This is a genomic window from Blautia sp. LMAG:89 (assembly GCF_008679485.1).
Classification (GTDB): Bacteria; Bacillota; Clostridia; order Lachnospirales; family Lachnospiraceae; genus Blautia_A; species Blautia_A fusiformis.
Window position 1 is genome coordinate 204927 of the sequence record NZ_NANC01000004.1, and the last position, 19445, is coordinate 224371.

The 19445-nt window shown below is 46.4% G+C and carries 13 protein-coding genes; 2 read left to right on the forward strand and 11 right to left on the reverse strand.

Annotated elements, in window-relative coordinates; genetic code table 11:
* Positions 1-7 precede the first annotated feature (7 nt).
* Together CCC70_RS05045 and rfbD are read right to left on the reverse strand one after the other, a co-directional pair.
* Complete coding sequence (locus tag CCC70_RS05045) at positions 8-1306, reverse strand: dicarboxylate/amino acid:cation symporter (protein WP_287084380.1); 1299 nt, start codon at positions 1304-1306, stop codon at positions 8-10.
* Position 1307: 1 nt separating this feature from the next.
* Positions 1308-2159, reverse strand: coding sequence for a dTDP-4-dehydrorhamnose reductase (gene rfbD, locus CCC70_RS05050; RefSeq protein WP_186582084.1), 852 nt, complete (start codon positions 2157-2159; stop codon positions 1308-1310).
* A gap of 332 nt (positions 2160-2491) precedes the next feature.
* Here rfbD and CCC70_RS05055 point away from each other — a divergent pair, with 332 nt between their 5' ends.
* Together CCC70_RS05055 and CCC70_RS05060 are read left to right on the forward strand one after the other, a co-directional pair.
* Positions 2492-5020, forward strand: coding sequence for a leucine-rich repeat domain-containing protein (locus CCC70_RS05055; protein ID WP_287084381.1), 2529 nt, complete (start codon positions 2492-2494; stop codon positions 5018-5020).
* Between the two features lie 169 nt (positions 5021-5189).
* The gene (locus CCC70_RS05060; RefSeq protein WP_015526895.1) at positions 5190-5687 is read left to right on the forward strand and encodes a QueT transporter family protein; all 498 of its coding nucleotides are present in this window, start codon (positions 5190-5192) and stop codon (positions 5685-5687) included.
* Between the two features lie 62 nt (positions 5688-5749).
* On the opposite strand, the gene CCC70_RS05065 is transcribed toward CCC70_RS05060, so the two are convergent.
* The 9 genes from CCC70_RS05065 to CCC70_RS05105 all read right to left on the reverse strand — a co-directional run bounded on the left by CCC70_RS05065 (position 5750) and on the right by CCC70_RS05105 (position 19442).
* Positions 5750-6472 (reverse strand): SigF/SigG family RNA polymerase sporulation sigma factor, encoded by a 723-nt coding sequence (locus CCC70_RS05065; protein ID WP_021650746.1) that lies wholly within the window; start codon positions 6470-6472, stop codon positions 5750-5752.
* A gap of 2 nt (positions 6473-6474) precedes the next feature.
* Positions 6475-6900, reverse strand: a complete 426-nt coding sequence (spoIIAB, locus tag CCC70_RS05070; RefSeq protein WP_015526893.1) for an anti-sigma F factor — start codon at positions 6898-6900, stop codon at positions 6475-6477.
* Positions 6884-7243, reverse strand: a complete 360-nt coding sequence (locus CCC70_RS05075; protein ID WP_044961012.1) for an anti-sigma factor antagonist — start codon at positions 7241-7243, stop codon at positions 6884-6886. Before CCC70_RS05075 ends, spoIIAB begins: the two co-directional genes overlap by 17 nt.
* Before the next feature lie 125 nt (positions 7244-7368).
* Entirely contained in the window at positions 7369-8694 is a 1326-nt protein-coding gene (locus CCC70_RS05080; RefSeq protein WP_287084382.1) for a hypothetical protein, read from the reverse strand.
* A gap of 10 nt (positions 8695-8704) precedes the next feature.
* Complete coding sequence (locus CCC70_RS05085) at positions 8705-8857, reverse strand: hypothetical protein (RefSeq protein WP_015526890.1); 153 nt, start codon at positions 8855-8857, stop codon at positions 8705-8707.
* Positions 8854-10152, reverse strand: coding sequence for a bifunctional folylpolyglutamate synthase/dihydrofolate synthase (locus tag CCC70_RS05090; protein ID WP_114002463.1), 1299 nt, complete (start codon positions 10150-10152; stop codon positions 8854-8856). Before CCC70_RS05090 ends, CCC70_RS05085 begins: the two co-directional genes overlap by 4 nt.
* A 171-nt stretch (positions 10153-10323) precedes the next feature.
* Positions 10324-12435: an LTA synthase family protein gene (locus CCC70_RS05095; RefSeq protein ID WP_287084383.1), complete on the reverse strand. Its 2112-nt coding sequence runs from the start codon at positions 12433-12435 to the stop codon at positions 10324-10326.
* A 15-nt stretch (positions 12436-12450) separates the two neighbouring features.
* Positions 12451-15105 (reverse strand): valine--tRNA ligase, encoded by a 2655-nt coding sequence (locus tag CCC70_RS05100; RefSeq protein ID WP_118752599.1) that lies wholly within the window; start codon positions 15103-15105, stop codon positions 12451-12453.
* A gap of 479 nt (positions 15106-15584) precedes the next feature.
* The gene (locus tag CCC70_RS05105; RefSeq protein ID WP_287084384.1) at positions 15585-19442 is read right to left on the reverse strand and encodes an FtsX-like permease family protein; all 3858 of its coding nucleotides are present in this window, start codon (positions 19440-19442) and stop codon (positions 15585-15587) included.
* Between the last annotated feature and the right edge of the window lie 3 nt (positions 19443-19445).

The following is a 19445-nucleotide window of genomic DNA, read 5'->3' on the forward strand; positions in this document are numbered from 1 at the left end:
CGGATATTTAGTTTGATTCGTTGAACACGTTTTTATCCAGTGCACGGTTCTGGTGTGCAACGATGGTTGTGCAGACTGCATCACCGGTAATGTTAACCGCTGTTCTGGTCATATCCAGGATACGGTCAATACCCATGATCAGACCAATTGCCTCAACCGGAAGTCCTACAGAATTAAATACCATGGTCAGGGTAACAAGACCAACACTTGGTACACCGGCAGTTCCTACGGAAGCAAGGGTTGCAGTTCCGATAACTGTCAGATAATCCATCGGACTTAAGTGGATACCGAAGGCCTGTGCCGCAAATACTACGGCAACACCCTGCATGATAGAGGTACCGTCCATGTTGATGGTAGCTCCAAGAGGAATGGTGAATGAAGAAATCTTCTTGGAAACACCCACTTTTTTGGACAGGGTATCAATGGACATCGGGATCGTGGCATTGGATGTAGCTGTTGAGAATGCAAATGCCATAACCGGGAAAAATTTCTTGATGAATTTTATCGGATTCAGTCCTGTGAAGATCTTCAGCAGGATCTGGTATACGCCGAAGCACTGGATTGCCAGTGCAAGGAGAACACCGATCATATATTTTGCCAGCGGGATAAACGCGCTGAAACCGATGTTTGCAAAGGTTCTGCTGATAAGGCAGAATACACCGATCGGTGCAAGTGCCATGATCATCATGGTCATCTCCATCATGATGTCATTGAACTGGCTGAAAAAGTTCGCTACTGCCTCTGCACGCTCTCCCATTTTCGCAAGGATCACACCCACGATCAGGGCAAATACGATAACCTGAAGCATGGTTCCGCTTGCCAGGGAATTGATCGGATTGTCCGGAATGATATTCAGGATGGTATCCGTAAGAGAGGTCGCCTCCATAGTCTCCACAGAGGAAGCGGAGGACTGAATAGAGCTCATATCAAGTCCCACACCCGGATTGATCAGATTACCTACCGTCAGAGCAACCGAAACAGCCAGAGCTGTAGTCGCCAGATAAAATACCAGTGTTCTCACACCTACGGTTCCAAGCTTCTTGGTATCACCGATGGACATACTTCCGCAAACAAGGGAACAGAATACCAACGGTACAACCAGCATTTTCATCAGACGGATAAATCCCTGTCCGATCACATAAAGGATTCCCTCCACGATCACATCTTTCTTGAAGCTGCTGTCAGGAACCAGGTAACAGAGAATGATTCCCAGTATCGCACCTGCGATCAGCGCCACAAAGATCTTCGTGGTAAGGCCCATTTTCTTTTTCTGCTGTGTTTTCTCTTTTATATTTTTCTCTTTCATCCTAATCCTCCGTTCTTTCATCCATATATTCTTTCAATGATGCTTTCCAGTCTGGCATATCATACACTTCAATGATACGGAGGATAAAATTATCAAGAACGGCATAAGGCGGTCTGACAGAAGAAAGATCTGACTCCTCTGTCGGCACGGATCTCAGTTCGATTTCTTTTCCTGCAAGGCGAAGGATCTCTGTTGCAAACTCATAACGGTTGCATACACCGCTGCAGGTTACGTGATAAGTTCCATATTCGTTGGTATCGATAAGATACAGGATCATTCTTGCCAGATCCTTGGCACTGGTCGGTGATCCGAACTGATCAGAAGCAACGGAAAGTGCCTGGCCTTTTTCTGCTGTCTCCAGCACACGGTTTACAAAATTGTTTCCGCCTTTTCCGTATACCCAGTTGCTTCGGATAATGAAATGTTTGTGTGTAAACTCTTTTACATAGTTCTCTCCGGCTCTCTTGGAACGGCCGTAAACAGTCAGCGGATTGGTATCGTCAAACTCTGTATACGGTTTTTTGCTCTTTCCGTCGAAAACATCATCTGTGGAAAGCTGGACGATCTTTGCCCCGCATTTTCTTGCCACGATGCTTAAGTTTCTTGCTCCCAGTGCGTTGACACGGTATGCATGTTCCGGATTCTTCTCACACTCATCGGTATCTGTGATACCGGTGCAGTTGATGATCACATCCGGACGGTTAATGGAACCGAAGTTGATCACTTCATCTGTGTCTGTGATATCCAGCTCATCAAGATCTGTGTTCAGAGTCTCGATCTGCATTGGATCCAGAACATCATTCAGTGCCCGTCCGATCTGTCCGTTGGCACCTGCGATCCATACTTTTAACATCTTTCTACCTCCCTGGTGTAATATGTGTGATACATAAAATAAAGAGACATCGATTTAGATCAAAACCAATGCCCCTTTAACCTATATACTGTAATATATTTTATCAATATCACAAAAAACTGTCAAGAAAAAAGCCCCTGTTTCCATAAGGTTCCTGCTGCTGATGTTACTGCCCACCGGCAGTATTTCCTCAAGATGTTTTTGTGAACAGAATTTACAGAAATCCTGAGGATCGGGAGTTCCATAACTCCCGATTTTGTATTGTAAATTCTGTCCCATGAATTATAATCTAAACAGGAGATCATCTAAAAACACATACAAAGGAGAAACTTATGAAAAAGCTAAAAAAATTAACATCTCTGCTATTTCTGTTCTGCTGTCTTTGCTTCTGTCTGATCCTGTTTCCACAGACAGCCCGGGCAGGCTCTCTTACGCCAACCGCACAGGACAATCTCAATGTCAGGTTACGCCGTACCTCTGATCTTATTCCTGTTTCCGGCGGATACATGAGGGTCTTCCACCAGAAAAATTCTGTCGGCGTTGAATATTACGATAATGATCTGAAGATCAGAAGCAAGCGCAAGATCAACATGGAGCTCCCACTATGGGGTGGCTTTTATGCCGGATCTGACGGATATTATCTGGTAGAAGGCCAGACAAACAACAAAGAAAACGATTCCGCTGAGGTCATCCGCGTTATCCGCTACGATACAAACTGGAACCGGAACGGTGCAGCAGCAATTACCAGTAACCCGGAGCTTTTTGGCGGTGAGGTCCGCACGCCCTTTGACTATGGCTGTGTGGAAATGACAGAAAGCAACGGCAAGCTCTATGTTGTTACCGGTCACGAAGGATATGTGGATTCCTCTGTCGGTCAGGGACATCAGGGCTTCCTTATGGCCGAGATCGACCAGGCAACCATGAAAGGAAAGATCGTTTCCTGCGATCTGTGGCATTCCTTTGCACAGTATATCAAATCACAAGGTTCTTATCTCTACGTACTGGAGCAGAGTGAGGGTTCACGATGTACAAAGCTTTCCAGATACGACAGCACTACACTTGCCTGCACCACCATAGAGCTTTTGCCATACGGAGGCTCACATACTTCTGTGTGGGCACTGGCCTGCTACGCAAGCGTTGACGGCATGGCTGTTTCCTCTGACAGTGTATTATGCGTTGGCACTTCCATCGATCAGTCCAAATATGATAAGGTATCTGAAAACACGCCTCATAACCTTTATCTATCCGTCACACCAATGTCTGACTTTTCCGAAAAAGCAACCACTACCAGGAAGCTTACCAACTTTACAGGCGGAGGAAAAAGCTTTGCGGGCGTAAAGATCACCAAAATAAATGACAACCGTTTTATGATTTCCTGGGAAGAATACGTCTCCGACGATAACAAGAAAAACTCTTCCGCTAACGATCCGCTCTCTTCCAGCACCCTTCATTATCTTTTTGTGGACGGAAAGGGAAAGAGTCTCAGCAAAGAGTTTACAACAGCTGCTCCGATTTCTGACTGTCAGCCTGTGGTAAAGGATTCCAGGGTCGTTTATTATGCTTCAAACTCCAACACCCTGAACTTTTATTCCATTAATTCCGACAACGGAAAAGCTGACAAAAAAACTTACCATATCGCAGGTGACAACGCAACCTGGAATTTCAAAAACGGTATCCTTACGATCTCCGGCTACGGACCACTTTCTATTTCCACAGAGGAAAACCACCGATACCCGGTCTCTTCAACAAAAGGCTGGTTTACCTTCTACAGCGATTCCTCCTGGAAAGCTATCAAAAACCAGATCAGAAAGGTAATAATAAAGCCCGGGATCACAAGTATTTCCGAAAGGGCCTTTGTTTATCTTCCTGAGCTGAAAGAAGTGGACATCCAGAAAGGGGTCACAAAGATCGGAAAAGAAGCTTTCGCCTACTGTGACAAGCTATCCAGGATCAACATACCTGATACTGTTAAAAGCATTGGAACGGATGCTGTGTGGGGCGGCTACGGGTATGTCAACTCTCATGCATATTTTTGCAAGATCCATGCTCCGTACGGCTCTTACGCAGTTACATATGCCAAGAAAAACAATATCAGCTATGCATGCAATATTTCCGATGCAGCTGTAACAGGGATCAAAAAAACATATACCTATACAGGCTCTGACATAAGGCCCGTTCCAACCGTAACTCTTGGAAAAGCAAAGCTTTCTGGCATCAATGATTATCATGTGACATACCAGAACAATAAAAAAGCAGGAACTGCTACCCTGAAGATCATCGGTGATTACCATTTCTACGGAACCATCACCTTAAATTTCCAGATCACTCCTGCAGCCACACCAAAGCCACAGACTGCAAAAACATTCCGGGATGCTTATAATGTCTACACAGTCAACGCCACCGGGACTTCCGTAGCACTGAAGGGACCGCGTTCACGCAATACTGTCACTGCAAAGATTCCGGCCACTGTCAAAGCTAATGGAAAAACCTACAAAGTCACAGCCATTGCAGCCAATGCCTTCAAAAACTGTAAAAACCTGAAACAGGTAACGATTTCAGGAAATATCACAAGCATAGGTGCCGGAGCCTTCCAGGGATGCACAAGTCTTCGTACTGTAAAAATCGGTTCCCGAGTTTCTGTGATCGGCACGAAAGCTTTCTGTGACTGTAAGGCCCTTACCTCTGTCACCATACAGACAGGACGTCTTACTTCCAAAAGCTCAGGTAAATATATCTTCACAAGAGCAGGTCAGAATAATTACAAAAAACTGACCGTAAAAGTTCCGGCAAGCAGGCTTTCCTCTTACAAAAAGCTGCTTCAGAGCCAGGGTCTGTCCACACAGGCCAGGGTTATCAAATAGTCAGGATCGTACCTTGCATTTCCACGCCCCTTATGCTATACTCAGTTTCGCTGCAAAAGCCCGCAAAAACCAAGGTCGTACAGGGCTTACAAGGCGGTCACCGCCTATAAATGTGCCGAGTGTTCGTGACCTTCCACTCGTAAAACAAAACTAAAGGAGAATAAAAAACATGAAAAACAAAGGTACTCATTTTCTGGTACAGGGAGCTGCCATTGCAGCTGTATATGTTGTCCTGACACTGGTATTCGCGCCACTTAGCTTCGGTGAAGTTCAGATCCGGTTTTCCGAGGCGCTGACCGTGCTTCCGTTCTTCACACCGGCTGCCATCCCGGGACTGTTCGTGGGATGTATCATCGCCAATCTTCTTGGCGGTGCGATTCCGGTTGACATCATTTTCGGAAGCATTGCCACACTTATCGGTGCATTCTTTACCTACAAGCTTCGCAATACAGGCAAATGGACAGCCCCAATCCCGCCGATCGTTTCCAACATTGTGATCGTTCCTCTTGTGCTTCGTTACGGATATGGCATTAACCTTCCTATCCCGTTTATGATGCTCACAGTAGGAGCCGGCGAATTTATCTCAGCCGGTGTGATCGGTATGATCCTTCTTGGAGCACTTTCCAAATACAAAAATGTACTTTTTCATAAAAAAGCAGCAGTCTGACTAAATCTGCTGCCCACAAAAAGGAGCCATGAGAAAACAGCAGCATTTCTCATGGCTCTCTTTTATTTTTTCTCTGCGGATTCCTGCAGACTGCGCAGGATCCTCTTTTCCATTCTGGATACCTGTACCTGGGATACGCCAAGCTCATGGGCGATCTCCATCTGGGTCATGTTCTGAAAATACCGCATATAGATCAGCCTCCGCTCCTTTGCCTCCAGAGTTCCCAGTATCTCTTCCAGAAAAATCCTGTCCAGTACTTTTTCCTGCCGGTTTTCTTTTTCCGGAAGCTTGTCCATCAGAGAAATCTCCGTTCCCTCACCCTGATAGATCGTTTTGTGAAGAGATTCCACCTCTGCACCGGATTCCATGGTCATTACCAGTTCTTCTATGGAAATTCCCATTTCCTCTGCCATTTCTCCCGTCGTAGGTTCCCGCTCCAGCCGGCGTGTCAGTGCTTCTCTCACCTGATAGATCCTGTAATGGTTTTCCTTCAGAGAACGGCTTACCTTCAGTATCCCGTCGTCCCTGAGATAACGTTTGATCTCTCCGATGATCATGGGAACGGCATAGGTGGAAAATTTCACATCATAGGACATGTCAAACTTATCCACAGCTTTCAGAAGTCCGATGCTGCCGATCTGGAACAGATCCTCCATCTCCACCCCTCGTCCCAGAAAACGCTTTGCCACACTGTATATCAGTCCTGTATTTTCCTCAAACAAAAGATCTCTTGCCGCTTTATCCCCCTGGTGTGCACGCCCGATGAGGACAAGAGTACGATCCATAGTTACCTCCTGATGATCTTTTTCATGTGCACTGTAGTTCCACGGCCAACCTCCGATTCCACCTGAAGCTCATCCATAAACGCCTCCATGAATGTAAACCCCATACCGGAGCGGTCTTTATCAGCCTTTGTGGTAAACAGAGGCTCCATGGCTTTTTTGATATCCGGGATCCCGGCTCCGTGATCTGTCACATCTACCTGAAGCTCCTGCCCCCGGAGACGACATTCTACCCGGATCTTATGTATCTCCCCTTCATACCCGTGTATGATGCAGTTGGTCACTGCCTCCGATACTGCGGTCTTCAGATCCGAAATTTCCTCCAGCGTAGGATTCAGCTGTGTGCAGAATGAAGCCACAGCAACTCTTGCCAGTGCTTCATTTACCGGTCTGCTGTCAAAAATGATCGTCATTTCATTTGTGTTTTCCATCATAAACACCCTCCTGTTCACCTGCCGATTTTTTAATTCCACAGATTTCAATATATTTTCCCACTCCGGATAGCCGTAAAAGCTTTGCAATATGACTGTTCACATTGACAACCTGCACACATTTCCCCCTCATGCCAAGTGCCCGGTACCTACCCATCAGCAGACCGATCCCGGAACTGTCCATAAAAACGGTCTCTGAGAAATCAAAAATCATATTTTTTATATAGTTATGTCCAATAATCCGGTCTGAATCTCTCCGGATCTCATCAGAAGCCGGATGATCCAGTTCCGCCGGAAGATGTACAGTCAGCACGGTTCCGGATTTTTCAAAACCTGATGTCATTCTATCATTCCCCCATTTTTGATTTTTTATTCCATTTCTCATGACCAAAGGGTAAAAAAAGAGGAATGCGCCAACGCACATTCCCCTTATCCGAGGTTTCTCCTCTGTATGAATTATGATATTTTTTATTCTGTATAACCTCCATCGTAAGAGGAATCCTCATATCCTCCGTCACTGTAGCTGCTGTCTTCTCCGGAATCTCCGTCAGAGCTCTGTGTATCTTCTCCATCCGAAGCTGCGGCATCCGCTCCAGCTTCAGCTGTTCCATCTGTGCTACTGTCAGCACTAGACGTTCCGTCAGAAGCTCCGCTCTCAATCCCGCTTACACCGGTCTTTCCGCTGATAGTACTGTAAATCCCCTTTGCAGAATCTGACAGTGTATCCACATATACCTTCTGTAGTTCCAGCGCCGCTGTATCCAGATCCTCCTGCTGCATGGCAGTATATGCATTAAACAAAGCCTCATAGCTCTGACTGCGTTTCTGCTCTTCCTCTGCCTGCTTGGCAACTGCATCTGCCGTATCACTGGACTGGGCAGCTTCTCCCTGAGCTTTGGTAAGCTCCACGCTCTGGCTGGAAAGAGAATCACTGTACTGTATGATCTGCTGATTGGCCTGCCTGTAAATATCCTGTTTCACAGCCGGCAGTACAAGGAGCCAGAATGCTGCCGCCCCTGCCGCAAATCCAAGTACCGTGGTAAAGAAAAGTGATATCTTTGATCTTTCTTTATAAGACGACGGCCTTACAACGATTTCTCCTGAAATATTATCATTCTCATTTTTTTCATTTCCAAACAAGCCCTTACGCCGTTTTTCCATCTTTGTGGTAACACCCGTCTGCTCGTCAACTTCACGCAGGAAACGAAGTGTAGTGGTATTGGTCTTGTCGATCCTGGCTGCTTTTTTCAAGGTTCTTCTCGCCTTATTCCACTCCTGATTCTTCATCTGGATCAGAGCAAGAAGATGATACCCCTTGATCAGCTTGGGATTCTGGGACAGGATCTTTTTCAGGCGGATGGCCGCCATATCCTCATGGCCTTCCCTGCACATGGCGAGGGCATTGTTATATTTCTTGATGCTTTCGTTGATTGTTTCCAGTTTGTTCTGGTTTGCCTGAAGCCTGGCAATATATTCTGAAGCCAGATTTCGGTTCTTCTGGATATTCTTGCTGATGACCCACTCACTCAGTGCGGCAACCACCTCACCGGTCTCAAAATATACAAGACCAAGAAGATTTCTTGCACGGATATTCCGTTTGTCATAAGCAAGACTTTGCTTCAGACAGCTGATCGCCCCGGACAGATCCCGGATGCTGGCTTTTTCCAGCCCCTGATTATAATAAAGCTTGGAAAGATAATCCACCTTCTTCTGGATCAGTACATTGGCTCCACAGTGCGGACAATAATCCAGATCTGTATCCGTCAGGAACGCTCCACAGTTTATGCAGTTCATCCACTTCTCCTTATCTTACACGTCTGTTGCTCTTGACCTCACGCAGCATCTCCTGGAGTACATCCATGATATCTGTGATCTCCCGGTCATAAATGACACCTTCTACATCTGCCACATCCAGACATGGTTCAAATTTCTTCAGTTCCTCTTCGTAATCGATCATAATTTTTTCCTCCTGATCACAGCCTTGATCTCACCGACCAGATAAAGGGATCCTACACAGAACAGCATTCCATCCTCACCTTTTTCCTTTACTGCCCGTTCAAAAGCTGCTGGAACATCCTCTATTGCTTCCACTTCCGGTACTCCGTCTTCACGGAAGATCTCCGCAAGCTCTTCTACCGGAACTTTACGGTATCCACCTACCTGTGTGACGATCACATGTCGAAAACGGATCCTGCTACAGATCGTGCGGATCATATCCGTATAGTCCTTGTCATCCACTGCGGAAAACAGCAGAGTCAGAGGAAATTCCTTCTGGAAATGTTCTGCTGTCTCTACAAACTTCTCAACACCGTCTTCGTTATGTGCGCCATCCACGATCACACCCGGAAGAACCGTTTCCATCCTTCCCTGCCAGCGTGTTTTTGCCATACCAGCCTTCAGAGCCTCCAGAGATACCGGAATCTGATCTTCCAGTACCTGAATGGTTTTCACCGCAAGAGCTGCATTCATAACCTGATAACGGGCGATAAACGGTATATCAAATACGGTATCGCCATATGTCTCGTCCTTAAGAGAAAACCGGATTCCGTCCTTTGTGATCTTATGGATCTCTGTGTCTTCCCGTTTCAGCTCATAATATGGACATCCCAGCTTCTCTGCATGCTCACGCATCACTCCGGCCGCATCCGGATCATTTCCATCGTAGATCACCGGAACACCCGGCACCATGATCCCTGCCTTCTCTCCTGCGATCTCGGAAACTGTATTTCCAAGATACTGCATATGATCGAGGCTGATGGATGTGATCACACAGGCTGCCGGATTCTCCACAGCAGTGGTTGCATCCAGACGTCCGCCAAGACCGGTCTCCAGTGTTACATAGTCCACGCCGGCTTCTGCAAAGATCACCATTCCCATCAGAAGGAGTGTCTCAAAATAGGTGGGATGATAGCTTCCCTCCGCAACCAGCTCATCGGAAAGCTTTTTAACTTTTTCAAAAGCACGAAGGAAAGTATCGTCATCGATCACTTCCTCGTTGATCTGAAAACGCTCGTTGATCTCCACCAGATGAGGAGATGTAAAAAGTCCGCAGGAATATCCTGCTTCCCGAAGGACCGATGTGATAAAAGCACAGGTACTTCCCTTTCCGTTGGTTCCTGCTACATGGATCACACGGAATTTCCTCTGCGGATCTCCAAGTCTTCTTAAGCATTCTCTGGTATGGTCCAGGCTGTTCTTAGTAGTAAATCTCGGTATATCTTCAATATACGCAACTGCTTCTTCGTAATTCATAAAAAAAACCATCACTTATCTATAATGTATTCGTAAAGAACTTTTGGGGAGAAAAGCTTCTCCCCTCCTGTTCGTTACGATACCATTATATAATAGTGGTGGAAGATGTCCAGTCCTAATCGTAATATTTTATCCGACATTTTTTGTATCGGAGTATCTTTTCTATGCCATTTACTGGTTGTCTGTACTGTTTTCTTCACCGGAATCTTCTGTGGATTCCGTTTCTGACGCTGTATCCGTTTCCTCCATTGACCCTGTATCAGAACTGCTCTTTTCACTGTCAAGCTTCCACTTGCTGTCAGCGAGCAGCGCATAGACCGCCCGGTCATGGCTCTTTGTCATGGCCTTTCTTGTGGAACTGTTGCTTCGCTGTACTACCGAGAGCCGGTCAAAATCATCCAGTTCCTTTCCGGTAATGATCAGCTTGGTAGGATTCACGTAAACCGTATCGTACCATTCTCCGTTGATCTTCACCTGGCTGGACGGCGTAAAGTTTGTTCCCTGGATATAATAGGTGTGATCCGTCTCAGACACAACCTGAATGGAATCCAGCGTGGTATCATAGATCCCCATACGCATCTTTGTCCGCTCAAAAGGATTCTCTCCGTCATATGTATACTGTTTTCCGTAGAGAAGATCGTACTGCAGGGTCTCCAGATCCACCTGATAATTTTTGGTATTTCTTCTTGCCTGATGATACTTGAAAACATTTCCCTCATGGATACCTACACGGTCCATAACCTCTGCTGCCATCTGGTATGCCGCAAGATTTTCTTTCTTTTTCTTAAGTCCGAAATTATCCCACATCACATACTCTGTCTGGAACAGATATTTATTCTCCACATCCTCCACGGTCAGTCCCATGGTTGGAAGGTGATCACCATACATGACAAGCACCACATCCTCCGGATAATCTTCCAGCTTATCAGTAAGCTCCTTGACAAAATTATCCATCTCGTGAATCTGATTTACATAATACTCCCACTTATTGTTCAGCTCGTCAGTAGGTGCCCCGGAAACTGTGATCTCCGGATTTTCCAGTACCGGTTCTGAAGGATAATCTCCATGTCCCTGTACGGAAATAGTATATACATAATCAGGCCCTTCTGTAGAATCCAGACACTTGACGATCTCATCGGTGAGGACACTGTCCTTGGTCCAGCCCAACGAGTTCTTCTGGTTTTCATCCTTCATATACTCTGCCGAAGTGAAGGTATCAAATCCCAGATTCGGAAAAATACTTCTTCTTCCGTAGAAATTCGCCTCATTGTTATGTACTGCATGGGCAGTATAGCCCAGATTCTTCAGAACATACGGTGCGCTCTCACATGTAGTTTCCTTAAGGATACTCTTGTAAGGATACTCTCCCGGTCCAAAATAATGAAGGCTCATTCCGGTAATGGATTCAAACTCAGTATTTGCGGTTCCGGCTCCTACGGAAGGTACCTTATAATATCCGGAGGAATACTCCTTCATCAGCTTTCTGAAATTCGGAATAGGATCTTCTGACAGCTCCAGATAATTTACCAGCGTAGGATCAAAAAAGGACTCCAGCTGTAAAAACAGAATATTCGGATGACTGCCTTCTTTCGTTTCCGGAAGATTTTCTTCCGACTTCTCGATCCTTTTGATCTCGCCTTTGGAATAGTCTCTCGGGGCACTGATTCCGGTATTAAAGATCGTCGTTGCCAGACAGTAAGGATATCCGTAATCCTCATAAGCTATGGCAATATTTCCAAAATAATTGGAAAGAACTCTTTTTTCCAGAGCAAGCTGTGTGATTCCTCCAAAGGCAAGGACCCCGACCAGGACCAGCGGAATATTTACCTTATATTTCAGCTTGCCTCTGTACTTCGGCGATCTTATCAGGATGATCAGAAGAATCAGAACTGCAATCCCCAGAAGAACTGCACCTATGGTCATCTGGGTATGGGTCAGATATTTTTTTGCAATACTGAGTCCATCTGTCAGATTCTTCACATCCGGGCCTGTAAACGGTGTGACACGGTTGAGAAGAAGCACACCGTTTACGATTCCCAGAAACAGCCATAAGCTGCCCACAAATATACGCCAGAAAATTCTCTTTCGGAAGAGATAAACAATCAGCATCGTCGTAAAGATAAACGCTGCATTATAAGCAAATACAAGCGGCCTTGTGGTCATGTAGGTCCACGCCTCTGTGAACGAGTGCCTGCATATGGCCTCGATCACAAAATACAGGACTGCACAGCCCAGAGCCTGAAGTATCAGCGAAATCTTATTGAAAAAGTTACACCACTTCATTAAAACACTCCTTCGTTATTTCACCATCTGTGTTAACTGCAGGTTCACTTTCTCTTTCATCTCTTTGTATTTCTCAAGTTTCTCCTTCTCTGCCTCTACCTTGGCTGCAGGTGCCTTGTTCACAAAATTCGGATTGTTCAGCATTCCCTCGCAGCGTGCGATTTCTTTTGTAAGTCGCTCCTGCTCTTTTGTGAGACGTTCGATCTCTTTTTCACGGTCGATCAGATCCTCCAGCGGCAGATAAACCACACCGTCTGCCACAACGATGGATACCGCATCCTCACCGATTCCGTTCTTATCCTGCTGTACGTGGATCTCTTTTGCAAACGCAAGGTTTGTAAAGGATTTCTTGCAGGACTCAAAACGTGCACAGCACTCTGCATCCTTGCCTACGATATAGATATTGGTCTTTCTGTTCTGCGGTACGTTCATCTCGTTTCTGGTGTTACGGATTCCACGTACAACCTCCTGGAAGCTTGAAACTGCTTTCTCAGCATCTGCAAAATCCATCTCGTCTCTGTATACCGGCCAGTCGGAGATCATGATGGACTCTTCCTCCGGAAGCAGTGTGCAGTAGATCTCTTCTGTAATAAACGGCATGAACGGATGAAGAAGCTTCAGTCCCTGTGTCAGCGCAGTGCGGAGTGTCCACAGTGCATCGTTTGCTGCTGCCGGGTTTTCCTCTGCCTTCCACAGTCTTACCTTTGCCATCTCGATATACCAGTCACAGAGCTCATCCCACAGGAAATCATAGACCTTCTGTACGGCAATTCCAAGCTCATATTTATCCATATTCTCAGTAACATCACGGATCACTGTGTTCAGTCTGGAAAGGATCCATTTATCCTCGTTGCACAGTGCGTTCAGGTCTTCCGGCGCTGTTACTGTCTTGCCCTCCAGGTTCATCATAATGAAACGGGAAGCATTCCAGATCTTATTTGCAAAGTTACGGCTGGATTCTACACGCTCCCAGTAGAAACGCATATCATTTCCAGGTGCATTACCTGTCATCAGTGTCAGACGAAGGGCATCTGCGCCGTATTTGTCGATAACCTCCAGCGGATCGATACCGTTTCCAAGAGACTTACTCATCTTACGTCCCTGTGAGTCACGTACCAGACCGTGGATCAGTACATGGTGGAACGGTGTCTCACCGGTCTGCTCCAGTGCGGAGAATACCATACGGATAACCCAGAAGAAGATGATATCATATCCGGTTACCAGAACATCTGTAGGATAGAAATACTCAAGCTCCGGTGTCTTATCCGGCCATCCAAGTGTGGAGAACGGCCACAGTGCGGAACTGAACCAGGTATCCAAAGTGTCCTCATCCTGATGCATATGTGTGCATCCGCATTTCGGGCATTTTTCCGGCATCTCTCTTCCAACCACCATCTCACCGCACTCATCGCAGTAATAAGCCGGGATCCTGTGTCCCCACCAAAGCTGACGGGAAATACACCAGTCACGGATATTCTCCAGCCAGTGCAGGTAAGTCTTGTCAAAACGTGCCGGAACAAACTGAAGGTTTCCGTCGTCCAGAGTTTTGATAGCAGCTTTTGCCATTTCGTCCATTTTTACAAACCACTGTGGTTTGATCATCGGCTCTACCGTTGTACCGCAGCGGTCATGGGTACCAACACTGTGGCTGTGCGGAACAACCTTTACAAGAAGTCCCTGCTCCTTCAGGTCCTCTACCATGGCCTTACGTGCCTCGTAACGGTCCATACCTGCATATTTTCCGCCAAGGCTGTTGATGGTGGCATCATCATTTAAGATGTTGATCTCCTCAAGGTTATGACGGCGTCCAACCTCAAAGTCGTTGGGGTCGTGTGCCGGTGTGATCTTAACGCAGCCTGTTCCGAATTCCTTGTCAACATACTCATCGGCAATAACCGGGATCTCTCTGTCTGTAAGAGGAAGCTTCAGCATCTTTCCTACAAGGTCTTTATATCTTTCATCCTCCGGGTTTACAGCAACTGCTGTATCGCCGAGAAGTGTCTCCGGACGAGTGGTCGCGATCTCAACAAAACGTCCTTCCTCACCTACGATAGGATAATTGATGTGCCAGAAAAATCCGTCCTGGTCCTCATGTACAACCTCTGCATCAGAAATAGAGGTCTGGCATACTGGACACCAGTTGATGATCCTGGAGCCTTTGTAGATATAGCCTTTCTCATAAAGACGGATAAATACTTCCTGAACAGCCTTGGAACAGCCCTCATCCATGGTAAAGCGCTCACGCTCCCAGTCTGCAGATGCTCCCAGCTTTTTCAGCTGATTGATGATCTTTCCGCCGTACTCCTCTTTCCATGCCCAGGCATGTTTCATAAATTCGTCACGGCCGATCTCGTTCTTATCAATCCCTTCCTTACGAAGCTTCTCTGTTACCTTAACCTCTGTAGCGATGGCTGCATGGTCAGTTCCCGGCTGCCAGAGAGCCTCATAGCCCTGCATTCTTTTGAAACGGATCAGGATATCCTGCATGGTCTCATCCAGTGCATGTCCCATATGCAGCTGTCCGGTTACATTGGGCGGCGGCATTACAATTGTAAAAGGTTTTTTGTCCGGATTAACTTTTGCATGGAAGTATCCGTTATCCATCCATTTTTTGTACAGACGATCCTCAATACCCTTGGGATCATAAGTCTTTGCAAGTTCTTTGCTCATGTTTTCCTCCTGAATCTTTCTGATTATCGGAACCTTAAAATGCTCCTGTTTTCTGCAAGAAAAAACACGCCCTCCACACAAAAGCCAATAACTAATGTGCGAAGGGCGATCATTCTCGCGGTACCACCTTCATTATCCGGAAAAAACATCTGTTATTCCCGTCTATCTCTTGTCCCTTAACGCGGGGTACGTGAAAACCTACACAGCAGCATCTGCATCTGTTCTGCATTTCTGCTTTCAGTTTCCCGGCTCCTAAGCTACCTTCTGCAGTCCTCCATCTGAAAATGCCTTTCAGCCTGCGCTTCTCTTGCGTCTGTGCATTTCTCTCTGTCAGCGTAGATCTGCATACTCCTCTTATTCAACACCTTTGCCATGTTCCTACTATAATGAAATTTTCTTTTTTTGTCAAGACAGAGGCCTGCTTTTCCTGGGATTTCACATATTTCCGGATACGAAGATCTTTCTGGCATTTCATTATTTTATTCCACGCTCTTCAGTGACTCTACCATATTGATCTTTTTCAGCTTAAAATGCATCACCATATTTACAAACATGGAGAACCCAAAGGTAATGATTCCACTGTAAACAAAGCTTATTGGCTTGATATTTCTTCCGAACATCACCGCATCTACCTCAACGGTTGTGATCACATACCGGTGAAGGAGGATTCCGAACACTGCGCCTGCCAGGATCCCTATGAAGGACAGCAGGATATTTTCCCGGAATACATACTGGGAAACCTCGCCATCATAAAATCCCAGGACCTTCAATGTTGCAAGCTCTCTCTGGCGCTCTGTGATATTGATGTTGTTCAGATTATACAGTACCACAAATGCCAGCATTCCGGCAGAAATGATCAGGACCCAGATCACCGCTCCGAGGGATCCCAGCATTCGCTCTACCTGACCTGCTGTGCTGCTTGTATAGCTGATACTTAAAGCCGCCGGATATTTCAGGATCGCATTTCCAAGAGTTTCCAGATCACTCTCTGCATCCTCTTTCATAGTATATACTGTACTTGAATACTCCGGTTTCTCTTCGAATGTTTTTTCATAGCAGGATGGGGTCATGTAAACGTAATGTCCCATATAGTTCTCTGTGACAGCAGTGATCTTTACTTTATACTTCCTGTTGTCTTTCTCCAGGATGATCTTGTCTCCTGCTTTCACACCGATAAGAGAAGCCGTTTTTTCACAGATCACCGCTCCATCATCGGTAAGCTCATACTGCTCGTGGGACTTTCTGTCACGCAATGTTACATCCTCTTTAAAATTTTCCGTATTTTCCGGAACATACACATAGATACTGACACTTCCCTTTTCTTTTGGTGCCGTCATCTTGGTGAGCTGCACACGGGTATAGTGATCGATCTCGCTGTTTCCGTCCAGAAATTTCAGAAGATCCTTTTCCTGGCTGTCTGTGGCATCCTCATCATTGATCACCATGGCATCATAGTGCTGGATCTGGTCATATTGGAGAATCGCAATATCCATAATGGAGTCATAAAGTCCGAATCCTACAAGCATCAGTCCCATGCTTCCTGCAATTCCGAAAATGGTCATAAAAAGACGCTTTTTATAACGGAAAAGATTTCGCATGGACGATTTCCAGGAAAAGCTCAGATGCTTCCAGATAAAGCTGATCCGTTCAATAAGGATCCGTTTTCCTTCTTTCGGTGCAGGCGGACGCATCAGAGATGCTGGTGTTTCTGCCAGGGTTTTTGCGCAGGAAAACAGTGTAGCGCCCATAGTACAGATCACCGCTGCCCCGGAAGCGATCAGTGCATATTGTAACTCATAATCCAACTGCATGTGATCGCCAATATTCCAGTACATGATTCCATACGCCTGGATAATGATAAACGGAAGAACCTTTTCTCCGAAAAGTACTCCTACGACGCTTCCGCCTGCTGTAGCCAGAAATGCGTAGCTGAGATACTTGGATGCAATGGATGCTTTTCCGTATCCCAGCGCTTTCATGGTTCCGATCTGGGTTCGCTGTTCCTCCACCATTCGTGTCATCGTGGTAAGACTGATCAGAGCCGCTACAAGGAAGAATATCATCGGGAAAACCTTTCCGATGTTTTTCAGTCGCTCTGCGTTATCACCAAAATCCGAATATTCCGGAAGGTCATTGCGGTCTGAGATGATCCATTCCGGTGTTTCAATATCATCCACCTCTTTCTGGGCATCCTCGATCTTCTGCTGGGCTTCCGCAATTTTGTCATCGGCCTCTTTTTTGCCATCCTGATATTCTTTCTTTCCATCGGAAAGCTTCTTTTTGGCGTCCTCCAGGTCTTTTTTGGCGTCTTTTAATTTCTGTTCATTTTCCCGGATCTCTTTTTCACCATCCAGGAGCTTCTGTTCATTTGCATCCAGTTCTGCCTGACTGCTGGTAAGCTTTTCTGTATTGGCCTGGATTTCTGCCTGACCGGCATTTAACTGGGCCTGTTTTTCTTCCAGCTGCTGCCGCCCTGCGCTGAGCTGGGCTCTGGCCGAATCCAGTTGACTCTGGCCATCATCCAGAGTTGCCTGGTTTGCCGCAATTTCTTCTTTTGCCGCTGAAAGCTCTGCTTTCTTTGTTTCCAGCTCTTTTTTCCCTTTATCCAGTTCTTCCTGGCCTTCGTTCAGCTGTGCCTCTGTCCCGGAAAGTGTTTCTTCCTGTTCTTTGATCTGGCTGAAGCCCTCATTGATCTGATCCAGGCTGCTCTCCAGTTCAGCTCTTGTCCGGGCCAGCTCTGATTTTTTTGCAGTAAGCTCTGACCGTGCCCCGTCGATCTGTGCCTGACCGGCATTTATCTGTTCTTCCATTGCACTGATCTGACTATTTAATGTCTGGATCTGCGTGGAAAGCTCCGCCAGCTCTTCCTCAGTTTTTCCTGCTTCCGCACCGGCGTCATACTGCGCTTGCAGCTCCGCCGCCTGACTGCTTAATGCCTCTTTCTGACTGGTCAGTTCATCCAGCTGTGCCTGCTGCCCGGAAAGGGCTTCTTCACCGGAACTGATCTGGGATTCTCCCTCGGAAACCTGTACAAGTCCTGCCTCACACTGTTCTTTCTGACTGGTGAGAGCAGCCTTTGTTTCTTTGATCGTATTCTTTCCCGTTTCCAGCTGTTCTCTTCCACTGTCAATCTCAGCCTGCTTGCTTTCCAGTGTTTTCTCCGCTTCCCGGAGCTGAGCCTCACCGTCACTTACCTGCTGTTTTGCGGCAGTCAGCTGTTCATATCCGGCAGTCAGCTCTGACTGCTTCCCATTTATCTGTGCTTCGGAGTCGGCAAGCTGGGATCTGGCAGCATTTAACTGGGACAGACCGTCTTCCAACTGCTGTTTTGCGCTGTTAAGCTGAGACCATCCATCTTCGATCTGCTTTCTTCCGTCAGCAAGCTGCTGTTTTCCGTCGGTCAGTTCTTTTTTTGCATCGCTGAGCTGCTGTTTTCCATCTTCGTACTCTTTTTTTCCATCCTCATACTTCTTCTGCCCATCATCCAGCTTTTTCTTCGCGTTTCCAAGTTTTTCCTCTGATTCCTTCTTTCCGTCCTCAAGCTCTTTTCTGGCATCATCCAGTTTTTCATTGGCTTCTGCGACGATCTCCTCGTAGCGCAGGCTGCACTGTTCTTTTTCAATGCCTTCCACACGCTTCTGTATTTTCCTGATAAGATTGTCGTAAGCATCGGTATAGCTGATCACATCCCCGGATTCATGAACCATAACATAGATCTGGGTAAAAGCTTCCTGCTCAAAATCCTCAGGAAGAATGTACCCGAAACCGCTGACCTCACCGGATCCAAGAGTCGTATTTCCTCTGTTAAACGAAATATAAAGAGGGCTGCTTCCGATTCCCACAACTGTATAGGTTGTTTTTTTCAGAAGCTCACTGTCTCCATCCTCACTGACAGATATGGTATCCCCGATTTTATACCCCCGATTCTTTGCAAATGGCTTGTCCAGAAAAATCTCGCCGCTTTTTTCCGGTATCCTTCCTTCATCTGCTGTGAGCAGATTAAAATTGCTGCTGATGGATTCCAGATGAAGAACCTTCCTGGCATCGTCCTCTCCACTCATAACATCCGTAGAGTAACCGCCCTCAGCCAGTTCCACACCGTCAATGTCTGATACCGCTTTTACATCACACTCAGTCAGTCCCAGTGTTCCCTGGATCTTCAGATCCATCAGCTTTGCCGCTTCATAATAGGCATCTCCGGAATATCTCATATCCGGAGAAGACGCCTGGATCCCGGAAAAAAATGCAACGCCCAGTGCCACGATCAGAAAGATCGAGATAAAACGTGCTTTGCTTTTCCGGATCTCCATCCAGAAATCTTTGTGTAATGCTTTCATTCC